This is a genomic window from Rhodococcus baikonurensis (genome assembly GCF_040489275.1).
GTDB lineage: Bacteria > Actinomycetota > Actinomycetes > Mycobacteriales > Mycobacteriaceae > Rhodococcus_F > Rhodococcus_F baikonurensis.
Genome location: NZ_JBEUOQ010000019.1, coordinates 26370 through 40848 on the forward strand (window position 1 = coordinate 26370; position 14479 = coordinate 40848).

Annotated in this window: 11 protein-coding genes; 3 read left to right on the forward strand and 8 right to left on the reverse strand. The window is 61.0% G+C overall.

The features are described from left to right. Positions 1–21 precede the first annotated feature (21 nt). Positions 22–780, forward strand: coding sequence for an ankyrin repeat domain-containing protein (locus tag ABWI03_RS29250; RefSeq protein ID WP_298781732.1), 759 nt, complete (start codon positions 22–24; stop codon positions 778–780). Here ABWI03_RS29250 and ABWI03_RS29255 read toward each other — a convergent pair. Next, positions 765–1712: a helix-turn-helix domain-containing protein gene (locus ABWI03_RS29255; protein WP_298781735.1), complete on the reverse strand. Its 948-nt coding sequence runs from the start codon at positions 1710–1712 to the stop codon at positions 765–767. The two genes, ABWI03_RS29250 and ABWI03_RS29255, sit on opposite strands and share 16 nt — an antisense overlap. Positions 1713–1880: 168 nt before the next feature. Here ABWI03_RS29255 and ABWI03_RS29260 point away from each other — a divergent pair, with 168 nt between their 5' ends. Further along, positions 1881–2687, forward strand: a complete 807-nt coding sequence (locus ABWI03_RS29260) for an alpha/beta fold hydrolase (protein ID WP_095972325.1) — start codon at positions 1881–1883, stop codon at positions 2685–2687. Between the two features lie 31 nt (positions 2688–2718). Here the strand turns inward: ABWI03_RS29260 and ABWI03_RS29265 are convergent, their stop codons facing one another. From ABWI03_RS29265 to ABWI03_RS29280, 4 genes are all read right to left on the reverse strand, one after another. Then, entirely contained in the window at positions 2719–3909 is a 1191-nt protein-coding gene (locus tag ABWI03_RS29265; RefSeq protein WP_095972326.1) for a lipid-transfer protein, read from the reverse strand. Beyond that, positions 3906–4379, reverse strand: coding sequence for a Zn-ribbon domain-containing OB-fold protein (locus tag ABWI03_RS29270; protein WP_095972327.1), 474 nt, complete (start codon positions 4377–4379; stop codon positions 3906–3908). Before ABWI03_RS29270 ends, ABWI03_RS29265 begins: the two co-directional genes overlap by 4 nt. A gap of 210 nt (positions 4380–4589) precedes the next feature. Continuing rightward, positions 4590–6317: an FAD-dependent oxidoreductase gene (locus ABWI03_RS29275; RefSeq protein ID WP_298781747.1), complete on the reverse strand. Its 1728-nt coding sequence runs from the start codon at positions 6315–6317 to the stop codon at positions 4590–4592. Positions 6318–6350: 33 nt separating this feature from the next. Continuing rightward, on the reverse strand, positions 6351–7358 hold the full coding sequence (locus ABWI03_RS29280) for an AurF N-oxygenase family protein (protein ID WP_124568020.1): 1008 nt from the start codon (positions 7356–7358) through the stop codon (positions 6351–6353). 232 nt (positions 7359–7590) lie between these two features. Here ABWI03_RS29280 and ABWI03_RS29285 point away from each other — a divergent pair, with 232 nt between their 5' ends. Continuing rightward, entirely contained in the window at positions 7591–8478 is an 888-nt protein-coding gene (locus tag ABWI03_RS29285) for an SDR family oxidoreductase (RefSeq protein WP_200313194.1), read from the forward strand. 81 nt (positions 8479–8559) lie between these two features. On the opposite strand, the gene ABWI03_RS29290 is transcribed toward ABWI03_RS29285, so the two are convergent. From ABWI03_RS29290 to lanKC, 3 genes are all read right to left on the reverse strand, one after another. Continuing rightward, positions 8560–9798, reverse strand: coding sequence for an HNH endonuclease signature motif containing protein (locus ABWI03_RS29290; RefSeq protein ID WP_353799016.1), 1239 nt, complete (start codon positions 9796–9798; stop codon positions 8560–8562). A gap of 62 nt (positions 9799–9860) precedes the next feature. After that, a complete protein-coding gene (locus ABWI03_RS29295) occupies positions 9861–10841 on the reverse strand; it encodes an ABC-2 membrane transporter-related protein (protein WP_298781758.1) in 981 nt (326 codons plus the stop codon). A gap of 427 nt (positions 10842–11268) precedes the next feature. Continuing rightward, positions 11269–13851: a class III lanthionine synthetase LanKC gene (gene lanKC, locus ABWI03_RS29300; RefSeq protein WP_353799015.1), complete on the reverse strand. Its 2583-nt coding sequence runs from the start codon at positions 13849–13851 to the stop codon at positions 11269–11271. Positions 13852–14479 lie beyond the last annotated feature (628 nt).

Genomic DNA, 14479 nt, shown 5'->3' on the forward strand with positions numbered 1-14479 from the left:
CGGCTGTGGAAGACTGGTTCCATGAAGCGGATGTCGAGAACTGTCCTTTCTTGCGGAATCTTCGCGGTATCAGTGACCGGAGCTGTGACGAGCTGCAGTTCTTCCGACACCTCGGTGGTGCCGACTACCTCGTCGTCTGTGACTACCACGGCAGCCGTACCGCCTACGAGTGCCTTGCCACCATCGACGCCGGAAACCGAACGCGCCCTCTTCGACGCTGTGGACCGCAATGATCCGGCAGCGATCACCGCTGCCTTGGGCGCCGGCGCGAACATCGAAGCTCGCGGCGAAGATGAACGTACTCCGCTCGTCGAGGCCACCAAGAACAACGCCGTCGCCGCGGCGTCGACGTTGATTCTTGCCGGGGCAGACGTGAATGCGAAGGACTCCATGCAGGATTCGGCTTTCCTGTATTCCGGAGCCGAGGGATTGAACGAGATTCTGGCGCTCACGCTCACCCACGGCGCGGACGTCGACAGCGTGAACCGTTACGGCGGTACGGCTCTGATTCCCGCGAGTGAACACGCGCATGTCGAGACGGTCCGGATGCTGATCGCTGCCGGGGTCCCGGTCGATCACGTCAATGATCCAGGGTGGACTGCCCTACTCGAAGCTGTCGTCTACGGTGACGGATCCGCGCGCTATGTCGATGTGATCACCCAGCTACTCGACGCAGGGGCAGATCCCTCGATCCGGGATGCGTCGGGAAAGACGGCGTTGGGCAATGCCGAAAGTCGTGGTCAAACAGACGTTGTGGCGCTGCTTCAATCGCGGGGCTGACGCCAACGAGTCGGGCTGACTCCGTAGGCCTGCCGAAAGCGTCGGCTGAAGTGGCCGGCGTCGACGAAGCCTGCCCGGTGGGCGATGGCCGCGATCGGCAGGTCGGCGGTGGCCGGTCCACGAAGTTCTTCACGAGCCTTCCGCAGACGCTGGGTGATGATCCACTGTTCGATCCGAAAGTCGTTGTCCGAGCAGGTCTTGTACAGCTGTCGCAGTGAGATGTTGTGGGCGTGGGCAATTCGTGCGGGATGCAGCGCCGGATCGTGAAGGTGTTCGCGGATGTATCGACGGATCGAGGTCATGGCGAGTGCCGATCTCGGGGTCGACACGTGGGGATTCGCATGCGCGATCGAGGTGACCAACGCGCGCGCGAGTTCGATCGAAGCCTCACCCAGTTGTTCGGCCGCAGGATCGGTGTCCAGTAGGTCGGCGCCACGGAACAATTCGCGAACGTGCGCAATCATCAAGGGGTACAGGTTGCTGTGATGAGGCCGGGTAGCTGCGTCGCGGACGGTGTCGATCGGCAATCCCAGCCGATCCATCGGAACGTAGAGGCACTGGGAAGCGCCCGTTCCCGACCAGGAGAAATCGTAGGTCGAGGTCAGGTCCGTCATGAGGAGTTCACCGGCCGGGACCCTGCGCTGTGATTGGTACTGGTCGAGATGGCCGATTCCACTCTCCTGCAGAGCAATCGCAAGAACGGGCATCGATGTGGACCGGACGTGGTGTGGGGCACGGGTCAATCGCATCCCGGTCGACTCGGAGCGGAACAGTGATGCGGCGCCCAGATTCCACACGTTCATTCGTGCGCTCACCCGATCCGGGTTCTCCACGTGGATTGCGCACGGAACCGAGGCGCGACCCATCGCGTCGACAAAGGCGTCCGTGCGTTGGTCAGGCTCCAACACGGAGGTATCCAGGAGCAAAGCCATGCAGGCTTGATACCCCGCGATGCGGACGCTCAACCAGAAGCTGTGCAGTGTGAGCCCAGAAGTCTGCACGGACAGTCATGTCCGTCGCACCCGGTGTTTCTAGGATCGAAACGGGCATGTCCCGGCTTGCCGCAGTTTCTCGCTTTTCGACGAGAGTGAAGGAAACGCATGAAGATCTCACGTGTATTCACAGCAGTTCTGGCAATGCTCATGACAGTCGCGGCCGGACTGATCTTCGGCTCTGGTGCCGCGGTGGCAAGCCCCAAGCCGACTGTCGTTCTGGTTCACGGCGCCTTTGCCGACGCGACCAGTTGGGACGGCGTCGCCGCCGACTTACGTTCGCGCGGCTATCGAGTCGTGGTACCGGACAATCCTCTGCGTGGACCCGCTTACGATGCGTCCGTGATCGAGAAGACGGTTGCGGACATCGACGGACCCGTCGTGCTCGTGGGCCACTCGTACGGCGGAGCGGTGATCACCAACGTCCACGATCCGAAGGTGCAGTCGTTGGTGTACATCGCGGCGTTTGCTCCGGTTCAGGGAGAACCGGTACAGATCACGATCGATCCGATTCGATTCCCGGGCAGCCAATTGCTGCCGCCGGCTCTGGGATTGAAGATCGTGGACGATCCTCACGCGATCGGCGGTAAGAACGTCGACGGCTATGTCACGGACGAGTATTTCCATTCCGTCTTCGCTCAGGACGTTTCCGACGAGACAGCGGCAACGATGTTGGCGCATCAGAAGTCCGCGGCTCTGTGGGCGAACCTCGAGCTCGGCGGGCCTCCGTCGTGGGCGAACACACCGAGTTGGTATCTGGTCGCCGGTGAAGACCGAGTGATCCCTGCGACGGCGCAGCGGTTCATGGCAAATCGGATGGGAGCGAACACGAGCGAACTCCCGACGTCGCATGCATCGCTGGTTTCACAGCCGGGGGCAGTGGCAGACGTGATCGTGGCGGCCGCTCACGGATGAGTGAGCGACCGCCACGAAAGAAGAACTAGGGTCAGGCGGAAACGATCACCGAGGAGCCGTGGCCGAACAGGCCCTGGTTGGCGGTGATTCCGATGCGAGCACCTTCGACCTGGCGGCCTTCGGCCTGTCCACGAAGCTGCCAGGTGAGCTCGCAGACCTGCGCAAGTGCCTGTGCGGGAACGGCTTCGCCGAAGCACGCGAGTCCACCGGACGGATTGACCGGGATGCGGCCACCGATGCTGGTGTCACCCGCACGCAGAAGGTGCTCCGCCTCGCCCCGCTTGCACAGGGCGAGGTCTTCGATCCAGTCCAGTTCCACCGAGGTGGCGAGGTCGTAGACCTCGGCGACGTCGACGTCCTCGGGAGAGATCCCGGCTTCCTCGTACGCGGCGTAGCCGATGGATTCCTTGAACGTGCGCTCCGGAGCGGGGACGGCAGAGCTGGAATCGGTGGAGAAGTTCGGCATGTCCATGATCGTCTGCGGGAACGTCGGCGTGACCGTCGAAATAGCCTTGATGCGAACAGGTTCCGCGATGCCCATCTTGCGGGCGTATTCCATCGACGTCAGCAAGATTGCTGCGCCGCCGTCGGAGGTCGCGCAGATGTCGAGCAAATGCAGAGGATTGGACACCACGGGGGAGGCCAACACGTTCTCGACGGTGACTTCCTTGCGGTAGCGCGCATTCGGATTATTGAGCCCGTGCTTGGCGTTCTTGACCTTCACGTTGGCGAAGTCCTCCGCGGTGGCGCCGTAGAGGTCGATGCGACGACGCGCGTTGAGCGCGAAGTACGCCGGGTTGGTCATACCCATGAGGCGGAAGCGCAGCCAGTCCGGGTCGTCCCAACGCTCACCGGCAACGGGGGCGAGGAAACCTTTGGGGGTGGTGTCGGCACCGACGACCAGGGCAACTTCGCTGAGGCCGGCCAGGATTCGTGCGCGAGCTGTGTCGAGTGCCTGGGCTCCCGTCGCACAGGCGGCGTACGACGTGGCGACGCGAGCGCCGTTCCAGCCGAGTGCCTGCGCGAAAGTGGCTCCGGCGACGTATCCGCCGTAACCGTTGCGGACGGTCTCACCGCCGACGATGAAGTCGACGTCCTGCCAGTCAACGCCCGAATCGGCGAGCGCGGCGCGAGCGGCGGCAACACCGTACTTCACGAACGACTGTCCCCACTTGCCCCACGGATGCATGCCCACACCGAGTACTGCGACGTCCTTGCTCATGACTTCGACTCCTGATCGGCGGCGACAGGCTTCCAGCGCCACGTCGTACGAACTCCGGTTTCATCCGTGTACAGCGGCTCGACTACCAACTCGACGGTATTGCCGACCTTGAGATCGTCGACGCCGAAGCCGTCGGCCACCTGGCCGAGGATGACGATGCCCTCGGGTAGTTCGACTGCTGCGAGAGCAAAGGGCTCGTACGGATCCGAGCGCGGGATGTACGGCGGCGGGGGCTGGTACTGCGCGTCGGTGTACGACCAGACGGTGCCGCGGCGGGAGAGTTCCACGTCGTCGAACTCCTCGCTGAAGCAGCTCGGGTTCTTGCAGAACGTCGCCTCACGAGGGAAGGAAATGGTGCCGCAGGATTGGCACTTCGTGCCGATCAGTGCAGGTTCGTCGCCGGTGGTGAACCAACCCTCTACTGCAGGTGTCACACTCCCGTTCGGCGCCGGCGTTGCAGTCTCGCTCATGCAATCCTCATCTGGTTGGCGAGCCTGATCCTGGGATCGGGGCCCGCTGTGCCGCTTACTGGAACAGGTTGCAGTATTACACGATTTCGGCCGATGACGGGCATAAATTTTCGCTGAGTGGGACGCTGCCGGAACGCAGACGGCCCCGCCGGGCAGACGAGTCTGCAGGCGGGGCCGTGTGCGTGAAAGTAGCTGTTTACCTGTGGTGGATCAGCGAGCGCGAACGGGTCGACCGAATCGACGAGTCGGCTTCACCCGGGCCGCAGCGTCGAGGATGGAGGTGATCTCGACCTGATCCAGAACCTTTTCGCGGACACGGTCGTGCGCAGCGCCGCGTTCCAGTTCCGCCTTGTCGATGGCGTGCCAGCCCTCGCGGTCGACTACGTCGGACTGTCGCGCCCGGACCAGACGATCGACTGCGGAGTCGTCGGCGACCGGGTTGGTCAGGCGGCCGTCGTTGAAGTCGTCGACGAGCATCCTGATCGTTTCCTGCGCGCAGGACTTGTTGGTGCCGATGAACCCACTCGGTCCGCGCTTGATCCAACCGGTCGCGTAGACGCCGGTGGCGGGATCGCCGTTCGGAGCTTCGAGGACGCGGCCGTTCTCATTCGGAATGACCGAAGCACGCTCGTCGAACGGGACGCCTGCGATGGGCACTCCGCGGTAGCCGATCGAGGTGAGGACCAAGCCGGCATCGATGGTCTCGGTATCGCCGGTCGCCTCGATCTGCACGGTTCCGTTGGCGTCGACCAGGGCGTTGCGAGCGAACTCGATTCCACTGACCTGATCGTCGCCGGTGATCGACGTCGGCGTGAGCAGGTAGCGCAACGTGATGCGCTTGTTGCCGACGTCGACGTGATCGCGGTTCTTCAGTGCTTCGAGTAGACGCAACTTCTGCTCGACGGCATGCGGAAGCTCGCCGCGTTTTGCCAGTTCTTCGGTGGCCGAGTCGAGAACCATGTCGTCGGGTCCGACAGAGAGTTCGATGTCCGGCAGTGCCATCAGGCCGGTGAACTCGGGGACTGTGAACGCGGACTGCGCGATTCCGCGTCGACCCACGATGACAACTTCTTCGACGCGACTCTTCCGCAGAGCGGCGAGTGCGTGAGCGGAGATGTCAGTGCGCGCCAACTTCTCGGGATCGGCCGTGAGAATGCGAGCGACGTCGAGCGCGACGTTTCCGTTTCCGATGATGACCGCGCGGCGATGCGAGAGGTCGAAGACGTCGTCGGCGTGATCGGGGTGGCCGTTGTACCAGGCCACGAAGTCGGTGGCCGATGCCGTGCCAGGCAGATCAGCACCCGGAATGCCGAGACCACGGTCGGACGATGCGCCGACTGCGTAGAGCACCGCATGGTGATTTTCGAGCAGTTCGCTGTGCGAGATGTGCTTGCCGATCTCGACGTTGAGGTAGAACTCGAAACCCTTTTGTGCGGCGATCTTGTCGAACAAGCGAGTGACCTGCTTGGTCTTCTGATGATCCGGAGCAACTCCGGCTCTGACCAGGCCGTAGGGCACGGGAAGGCGATCGAAAACGTTGACCTGCACGTCGGGCTGCGTCAGCAACTCGTCCGCGGCATACATCGCGGACGGGCCGGAACCGACGATCGCAACTCGCAACGGCGGTCGGCCCTTGTCGACGTGCGCTGCCGGGATGACCTTGGCGAGAAGCGGCCGAGGCCGCTCTTCCTTGTAGAAGTCCGCATTGATGGACAGGAATACCCGCTGAGGGTCGGTCAGCTTCGATTCGGGGACGATGGCATCGACCGGGCAGGCCGAGACACATGCGCCGCAGTCGACGCAGGCCTGCGGATCGATATGCAGCATCTCGGCGGTGAGGAAGTCCGGCTCGTCCGGCGTCGGATGGATGCAGTTGACCGGGCAGGCGTAGACGCACGAGGCGTCGCTGCAACAGGACTGCGTGACTACGTGTGGCATGGCGCTATGAGTCCGATCTCGACTGTCCGGGAGCTACGCGGCGGCGTTGTGCGAGCTGCGGTGAGGTTCGCTGCGGAAGCGCGATGCGCGGCCGTCCATCTTGCATGCCTTCCACACCAGGCGCGAGGCACGGTTCATCAGGCCGGTGTCGGTGGCCAGCATGCGGACGTCACCGAAGTAGTTGCGCAGGGTCTGACGCGATTCGGGCAGATCCCAGAACAGGTCCTTCTTCACGGACTTCGGGATGTCGAACTGCTTCCAGAAGGACTTCGGCGGGATGACGATGGCGTCACAGAGAATGCGCATGACGATCGGGAACAGCAGCGAGAGGACGAACCGGTTCGGGCGTGACATCAGCGGGATGCGACGGCTCAGAAGCTTGTGAGCGAACGAGATGTGACGTGCTTCCTCGGCTACGTGGATGGCCATGACCGACTGCATGATCGGGTGGATCTGGCCGCCGGCGCGCAGGATGCTCTTCTGAATGTGGTCGATCGGCTCTTCACCGGCGAGGACACCGACGAAGAACAGTTCGGGGAACGGACCCGCAGCAAGGGGGATGAAGGGTGCAAGCATCTTCATCGGACGGCTCATGCCGGGAGCGTCGGCACCGATGCGGTTGACCATCTCCTGGAACATCATCGTGTGGTTGCACTCTTCGACGGACTCGTGCGTGCAGTAGCGCGCCTCGGCCGAATCGTTGGGCAGCGAGAAGACGTACTGCATCATGCCGCGGATCAGGATGTTCTCGAACTGGAGACCGACCTTCGCGACGTTGGCCTGGCGCCACATGCCGATTTCGATCTGCTTGGCCTCGGACTGCGACTGGTACCAGGGGTGTGCACCCAACGGGTCAGTCTCGGCCGGGAGGATCCAGCGGCGATCGTTCGGAACGACGGCAAACTCGGGGGAGTCCCAGTCGATGTCGAGGTACGGGTCGAAGTGCTTGTGCACCGAGCCCTCGGACAGGAGTCGAAGCGTCTCGTTGTACGAGTCGTCGGATGCTTCTCCGCGCTTGTCGAGCGGCGATGTGAGCGTCATGGCGTCTCCTCTTCGTTTCGGTCACCGCTGGTATTTCTCGCGGTGTTCGGTGGAATCGAGGGCCGGTTGTGTGATCGCTGGCACTCGGTCTGGATTTAATGTAACCCGAGGTATCAGGAAAAGCTAGTGGCAGATACTCCTGGATCTCGACGAATTCTTGACACGGTCGAAACGGAGCCATAACTTACTTTTGAGTAATTTCCGCGGTGCGCTCGAAGTTGGCTGTTCAGGGATGGGTTCGCACCGAAACGCACGTGAAGATCGAACCGAGGCCGATGTGATCAGAACGCTGCTCAGCAATATTGCCTTGAGTCCGCCGACGCGTTTGCGCTCTCTTGTTCCGTCGCGTGGCGTCACACTCTCCGACAAGACGATCGTTCTGACAGGAGCTTCCTCGGGGATCGGTGAGGCGACTGCTCATCTCTTGGCCCGCCGAGGGGCCGAGATGATCCTGGTTGCGCGCGGTGAGGAAAACCTCGAACACGTACGCGACGAGATCCACCGCAAGGGCGGATGGGCGCACATCGTGCCTGCGGACCTATCCCGTGGGGAAGCTGTCGACGAACTCGCGGAGACGATCGCGGATCGATTCGGGTCGATCGACATCCTCGTCAACAATGCGGGGCGCTCGATCCGGCGTACTGCGTTGGATTCGGTCGACCGATTCCACGACTACGAGCGCACCATGGCGCTGAATTACTTCGGACCTACACGACTGACGTTGCGTCTGCTGCCCGCGATGCTCGAGGCGAAGGCCGGGCACATCATCAACGTCGGAACCTGGGGAGTCACCGCCGGGGTGATGCCGAGGTTCAGCGCCTACCACGCGTCGAAGTCTGCGCTCAGTGCCTTCGGCCGAAGCCTCGGCGCGGAATGTCACGGCACTGGCGTCGACGTCACCACAGTGCAATTCCCGCTCATACGAACACCGATGATCGCGCCGACGGCGGATTACGTGAGCCAGCCGGCGCTGACGGCCGATCAAGCTGCATCGTGGATCTTGCGGGCGATCAATACGCGTCCCGTCGAGCTGTATCCGCGGTACGCGGGGCTGTTACGAGCGATCGACGTCGTATCTCCCTCGGCTACAGATGCACTCGTGCGTAGAGCTGGGATTTGAAGGGTTGGGATCTGACCAAAAACGCGCGTCAGTACCGGGGCATGGTTCGTCCCCGGTACTGATGTATTCAATTGTCGCGATTCACGCCGCTGTGGGTGGGCTGTTCCCGCCGATCGGCTGTTGATACGGGTCGATCGACATCGGCGGATAGAACACCGACTTCCGATCCGGGCCGATCTCCACCCGCCACTGCGTGTGGTGCAGCGTCCGGTGATGGTGGCCGCACAACAAGATCAAATTGTCGAGATCTGTTGGGCCACCATCGTTCCAGTGAACGATATGGTGGGCGTCGCACCATCCCGATGGTGTCCCGCACCCCGGAAACGCACACCCGCCATCACGAACTGCCAACGCCCGCCGCTGCGGAACGGTCGCCGTTCTCGCTTCCTTACCGCAGTCGAGCGGAACACCATTTTCATCCAACAAAATTCGGGTGACGGTGCAGTCGCAGGCCAACATCCGGGCAGTATCGATACTGATCGGGCCCACCCAATCCGTCCACGCAAACCCCAACTCCTCAGTGGACGGCAACAGGTCTTTCAACGCCTGCAGGTCCGTCATGTCTTTCGCGGACGCGGTGACCGTGATGTGTGGTTTCACGCCGCCTTCGATCGGACCCAACCCCGCCCGCTCGTACCGGCGCAACAACTCGCAAAACCCGTCCGCCCGTCGTAATGCCGGCGTGCGGGTGTCCTTGACACCGTCCTTCTCCGGCGTCGGAGCGGACAGGCTCGACAACAACGTGATCAGACGGGCCCCGTTCACCGCATCCAAATCACCCTTGACTGTGACCCGCCCGTAAAGGCCCTTCGAGGCGTAGAACTCATTGCGCTCAGAGTCTTCCCCGACCGGAACACCGTCCTCGCGCTTGCCGTACTGCTTCTCGATTCGGTGGATCGCCGCCCGCACCGCATCACAATCGGCAATGTTCTTCGACGCCAGGCCGAGCAGGATCTCGCGCGCCTTGTCCACATCGGCCGGGGTCATGTTCTTGGGCGGATGCTGACAAAACGACGCCACCTGACGGGCTTTCAACGCATCCACATCACCGCGATGAAACGCATCGCCCACCACAGGTTCGAGCATCAGCAACCGCGCCAGGCCCACCAGCAGGCTGCACTCACCGATCTCCAAATTCGTCGAACCGTGCAACCACTGCGCGATCGCCCGAAAACCCTTCCCACCGAGAACATCCCGGGAAAACATCTCCACGATCAGCAACACCATCCGCGACTGCAACTCGTGCCGGACACGCACCAGATCCAGAACCTCACCCTTGAGGTCCTCACCATCCAGTTGCCACGCATCCCGACTGTCCATGCAGCAATCATATTCGAACAAAGATTCGAACACAAGAGGAAATTGATCGAAAATTGCTGATGTTAAACCGATTTCGGCATTTCGGACATTCGGTTCTCGGCGGGCTGCCGACGCAGTCCGTGTGCGCCGACGAGTGCGAGCGCCATCATCAACCCGGAGCACAACAGCATCACGGCGGTCTCGATGAACTGAAAATGCCAGTACCGGCTCTGCGGGTGATAGACCACGGCATAGTGATCGATTCCCTGTTCTCGAAGGCAGTTGTCGACTTCGAGGGCTTGCTGCTGGCGATCGGAATTGTCTGAGCCCCAGCACATTGTGTAGTCGGCGTCGATCATGTTGCCGTCCGTATCGGCGAAGCCGGCTCCGATAACCCATCTCGAGTCGAGATTTCTATACGGCGACGGTGCGTATTCCGCTGCACGGGCCAGTCCGTCGATGGGTTGGACGTCAATGTCCGGGGCCGTGTAATGCTCGCGGACCATCGCGCTCAGTGCGACGGGCACGATGAAGAACACGAGGAGAGTCGTGACCATTGAGACGACGGTGTTGCGGATGAGCAATGCGGCTGCGCTGCCGGTACTCATCGCCAGAAAGGCGTAGGCGCCGACGGCGATTCCCGTCGTTTGAAAATTGGGGAACTCCATCAAGGAAAACGAGGTGGCTTCATCTGTTGCCTGTCCCCGGCCCAGTGTATGGGTCCAGCCGAGCACCAGGCCCAGGACTGTCATCGCAAGGGTGATGGGAACGAAGGCCACCAGGACTCGCAGGAAATACCATCGAACAAGGCCGGTGGACTCGCGAAGGTCGAGATTCTCGGGGCCCTGCTCGAAGTCTCGGGAGAAAGTGGTGACACCCACCAGCATTCCTGAGGTAAACGGAAGAAGAACAAGAAGCGCCGTCAAGGTAAGAGCGGTGTCGGCGCGGCAACCGCCACCTCCGTCGTACCAGCGCGAGCAGATGCCCCCGAAGTCCCAACTCTCGCCCGAACGCTGAACGAACCAGCCTGAAACGGCGGCTGTCAAGATCAGGAGGAATATCACCGCCAACGACCATAGGATCTGCCCTCGACATTGCCTCCAGGTCGCGTAGATCATCGGCGAATGCAGCTCGGTGACGTGTGGATGCGTCTCATGATGAAACAATACTGTTCGTTTGGTGATCCACATGGATTTCGAAAGCCGATACCCCGGACCTGCTCCGAGGTATCGGCCTGAGGTCAGAGGCAGAAGAAACTGAGCGAACTGATTGCCGCGTTCTGCTCGAGTTGGCCGGCGTCTCCGACATTGCCGGCGGCGACTGACAGATCTTGAAGCGAGAGAATAGCGTCCATTGTCATTTCCTTTGTTGATCGGCGTTCTTGCCGATGGATGTCATCGATCGAATTGTCTTGCGGTGCTGCTTCCATTTCAGGTTCTTGGCCTGATACTCCTGTGCTCCAATCTGCCGTGGGTGATAACTGTCGAACAATCAGGTGATGTGGCAGTTCGACGCACACATCAGTGGGAACGACGGTCGGCGAGGTGCCGATCCGGTATCTCGGAGCAATGCGAGAATTCCCGCAGATCCGGTTGCCCAGTCTGTCGAGAGCCTCAAATTCTGCTCACCTGGAAAGTAAAGGCCTCCTGCGTGATCGAGGCTGTGCAAGCCCAGAAGCTGGAACTGCTGCGCAAGCGTCTGTTCGCAATCGGCGCCGGCATATGGAGTCTTGGAGAGTTCGCCGAGGAAGAGAATCAGCCCGGCTCGCCCGTTGAGCAGTCCGGCTTGGGCAGTGAATTCGACGGCGGCAGCGCGGGCTATGGCATGTAGGGCAGACGCATAGCGCGGTTCGTCGACATGTCGCACAAGTTGTAGAAGCACCAGGCCCACACCGACGGATCCCGATCCCAGATACGGCATTGTCCGGCGCTCTTCTCTCAGTTGCATCGAACCGTCAGGGCACATCTGCATCACGGACAGGTCGATGTCGACAAGCTGTCGTGCGTGTTCCAGTGATCGAGGATCTCCGGTCCGTTCGTAGTGGCGAGTCCAGAACAACGCTTGCCCGCTCGGCCCTCTCATCAAGCCGCCGCGACCCGCTGTCGCCCAGGCTATTCCGTCGTCGGAGCGAACATGTGCGCGAGCCTCCGGAAGGCGATCCCGCAGAGTCTCGGTGACGAGAGCGAGCGCTGACGACGCCGCCGGACATGACTCCGATTCCTCGAGTAGAAGGCAGCCGATTCCGGAAAGGCCTTGGAAGAGGATGGAATCGAGCTCGTCGAGTGGAGCTTTACACAAAGTCTCGACCCATCTGTCGGCAGTCGAGTGTCGTCCTAGTTGCCGAAAGGTGTGCACCGCACCCGCGAGTCCGTCGAAGAATCCGAACTGTGGCTGCGCATCCGAATCAACCTGGTGTTCAGTCCATTCCAGAACTGACTCCAAGGTGTCGGTGGGTAGATCATCGGCGAGCAGATTTCCGCACGAGCCGTGCGCAATGCCGTAGCCGTTCACTTCGAATTGGGCGATGTCTCCGGGAAAGAGTCGATCAGAGCGGGAGAGATCGAGCGAGGCGAGGATGCCGCAACGCAATCGAGCGTCCGTACGCTGCAGAGATTCCCTCGACGACGTGTCCCAACGATGCCGGCGGTTCTCCGGTTCCGGCGTGTGTACGTCGAGCATCGAGTAGAGCGAGGCCCGGAAGGTGCGAGGTAGATCGAATCGAGACACCGCGTAGTCGATGAGTTCGGGAATCTTGTTGTGATCGAGAGGGAACAATGTAGTAAGCGGGACAAAGAGTCCCAGCTCGATGCATCCCAAGGAGTAGCGGTCCGCATCGACACCTTTCAGCTGTGGCGGTGCGGTGTATCCGGGTGCTCCGGTGGACCGGGGCGGATACTCGTCGATGTTGTGTGCCATCTCGAAGTCGACTATCCGAATACCCGAGGGTGAGGACAGGACGTTGCCGGGGTGAAGGTCGGCATGAACGATTCCGGCGCTGTGGAAGCTCTCGACCGCGGTGGTCAACTGGAGTGCGATGTCGAGCGCCCAGGTCCTGTATTCCGTTCGGGAACTGAGTGTCTGGTCGGCACGGATGAGCGGATAGCGGATCGCGATTTCCTGATTCAGGGGTGTACCGGGAGCGCGCTCGGTGACAAGAAAGTGGTGGCCTTCGCGCTCGAACAGGCTGATCGCAGAAGGTGAGTACGGGTTGTCGGCAAGGTGAGTCAGCTTGTCGTACTCGTTACGAAGGCGGTCGATTGCGTATCGACCGCTGGCGTCCGGGGCGGTAAAGGGTCGGCCTTCTTTGATGACCAGATCGATGCCGGCGTCACCCTGTGCGGAGTAGATCCCTCCGCTGTTGCTGAAGTGCAGGGCTTCACTGATCGAATAGGGGAAGGCGTCGCGTGATTTCAGCTTGTCTTGCTGTGCGCGAACGAAGTCCGGGATTTGTACCCAGTCCGGAGTTCTGAAGGAAGTGCCGCGCACATCGGGTTCGAGCGATCCGTCAGGACGCCGAATTGCCGGGACGCTATCGCCGAATGAATCGTAGGTCTGCATGGGCAGATATGCGCCGTACCGTAAGTAGAGCGGTCCCCGGTTCCATCGCACATCGCTGAGGATGTACGGCCCGTCGGCACCGGTGACAAGCTCGTCCAGTTCGATGATGACACGTTGTGTGGCAACGCCATCCGTCGGATAAATCGTGATGAATTTTCCGCTGGATGTTCGATTGGCCTGCTTGCTGTTGGACAACATGAGGTCTGTTGCCGTCCGAAGAAATTTGAACGGCACATGATTGCGGCCGCAATACACGGAAACGGTGTCGAGCAGCTCTTGCGCGTTGGCTTGGGTAGCGGAGCAGTGAATCTTCCATCCTTGTTCTGGCAGCAGACCGTCGGGCGGTTGGAAGTAGTTCCACGGCCCGCTTTGGGGGCCGCGCCGCCAGAGCGACCAATCAACCGACTTTGCGGGGATAAAGTGCTGGTCAGTCGGTGTATCAGCTCGGGTGACCGTTCTGATTCGGTCGTAGAAATGCGAGTCGGCACGTGTGAAGGCAACGTATCGCAGGTCCACGCTCAACCTCCCGGTCAGTCCCCCTGCGGTTGTCATCGATTGGTGCCACGCCCCGAATCCCCTGTGGCTTGAATTGCTTGTGGCGGAAGATTATCCGATTTCGGACATTTCGGGCGAGATTTGCAAACTATCATCCAAAAGTACTAAGGGATGTCCGGACGGCCAGGTTGTGTCGCGCGGTCGAACCAATAGTCGCGTGCAGCGCACGAGCGTTGGGAGCGTCGCAGCCTCGTTGATCCAATTTGTTTACGTTGTCTGTCAATATTATTCGACTGCTCGACCGGTTTTCCGACTTCCAGTGGAGGTAAATCGCCCTGGCGTTGCGTCTAAAGTACGAACTATCTGCCTTTTCTTGACTTTTTCGACAAAGCGGGAAAACTGGTACCTGTTCTAGGGTTTCGGGATGCGAGAACTCTTCTCGCCGGCACTGGACGCAGGATGCGATTCTTCTGCATTGCTGCGAAGGCTTACCCCTATATCGATGTCTACCGCCGGCCATGTGTGGACTTTGCAGAGCTGAAATCTGCTCTCAGGCTGTCCTGCAACGGTATTCGAATTTGTCTTGCCTTCGGGATGTGTCTCCCCGGCATGGCGCTGTATCCGAGTTTTCGTTCTGACAACGTGCAGG

Bases quoted from the DNA above. Each gene is read 5' to 3' on its own strand.
- ABWI03_RS29250 (WP_298781732.1), top strand. From the start codon at position 22: ATGAAGCGGATGTCGAGAACTGTCCTTTCTTGCGGAATCTTCGCGGTA.
- ABWI03_RS29255 (WP_298781735.1), bottom strand. From the start codon at position 1,712: ATGGCTTTGCTCCTGGATACCTCCGTGTTGGAGCCTGACCAACGCACG.
- ABWI03_RS29260 (WP_095972325.1), top strand. From the start codon at position 1,881: ATGAAGATCTCACGTGTATTCACAGCAGTTCTGGCAATGCTCATGACA.
- ABWI03_RS29265 (WP_095972326.1), bottom strand. From the start codon at position 3,909: ATGAGCAAGGACGTCGCAGTACTCGGTGTGGGCATGCATCCGTGGGGC.
- ABWI03_RS29270 (WP_095972327.1), bottom strand. From the start codon at position 4,379: ATGAGCGAGACTGCAACGCCGGCGCCGAACGGGAGTGTGACACCTGCA.
- ABWI03_RS29275 (WP_298781747.1), bottom strand. From the start codon at position 6,317: ATGCCACACGTAGTCACGCAGTCCTGTTGCAGCGACGCCTCGTGCGTC.
- ABWI03_RS29280 (WP_124568020.1), bottom strand. From the start codon at position 7,358: ATGACGCTCACATCGCCGCTCGACAAGCGCGGAGAAGCATCCGACGAC.
- ABWI03_RS29285 (WP_200313194.1), top strand. From the start codon at position 7,591: ATGGGTTCGCACCGAAACGCACGTGAAGATCGAACCGAGGCCGATGTG.
- ABWI03_RS29290 (WP_353799016.1), bottom strand. From the start codon at position 9,798: ATGGACAGTCGGGATGCGTGGCAACTGGATGGTGAGGACCTCAAGGGT.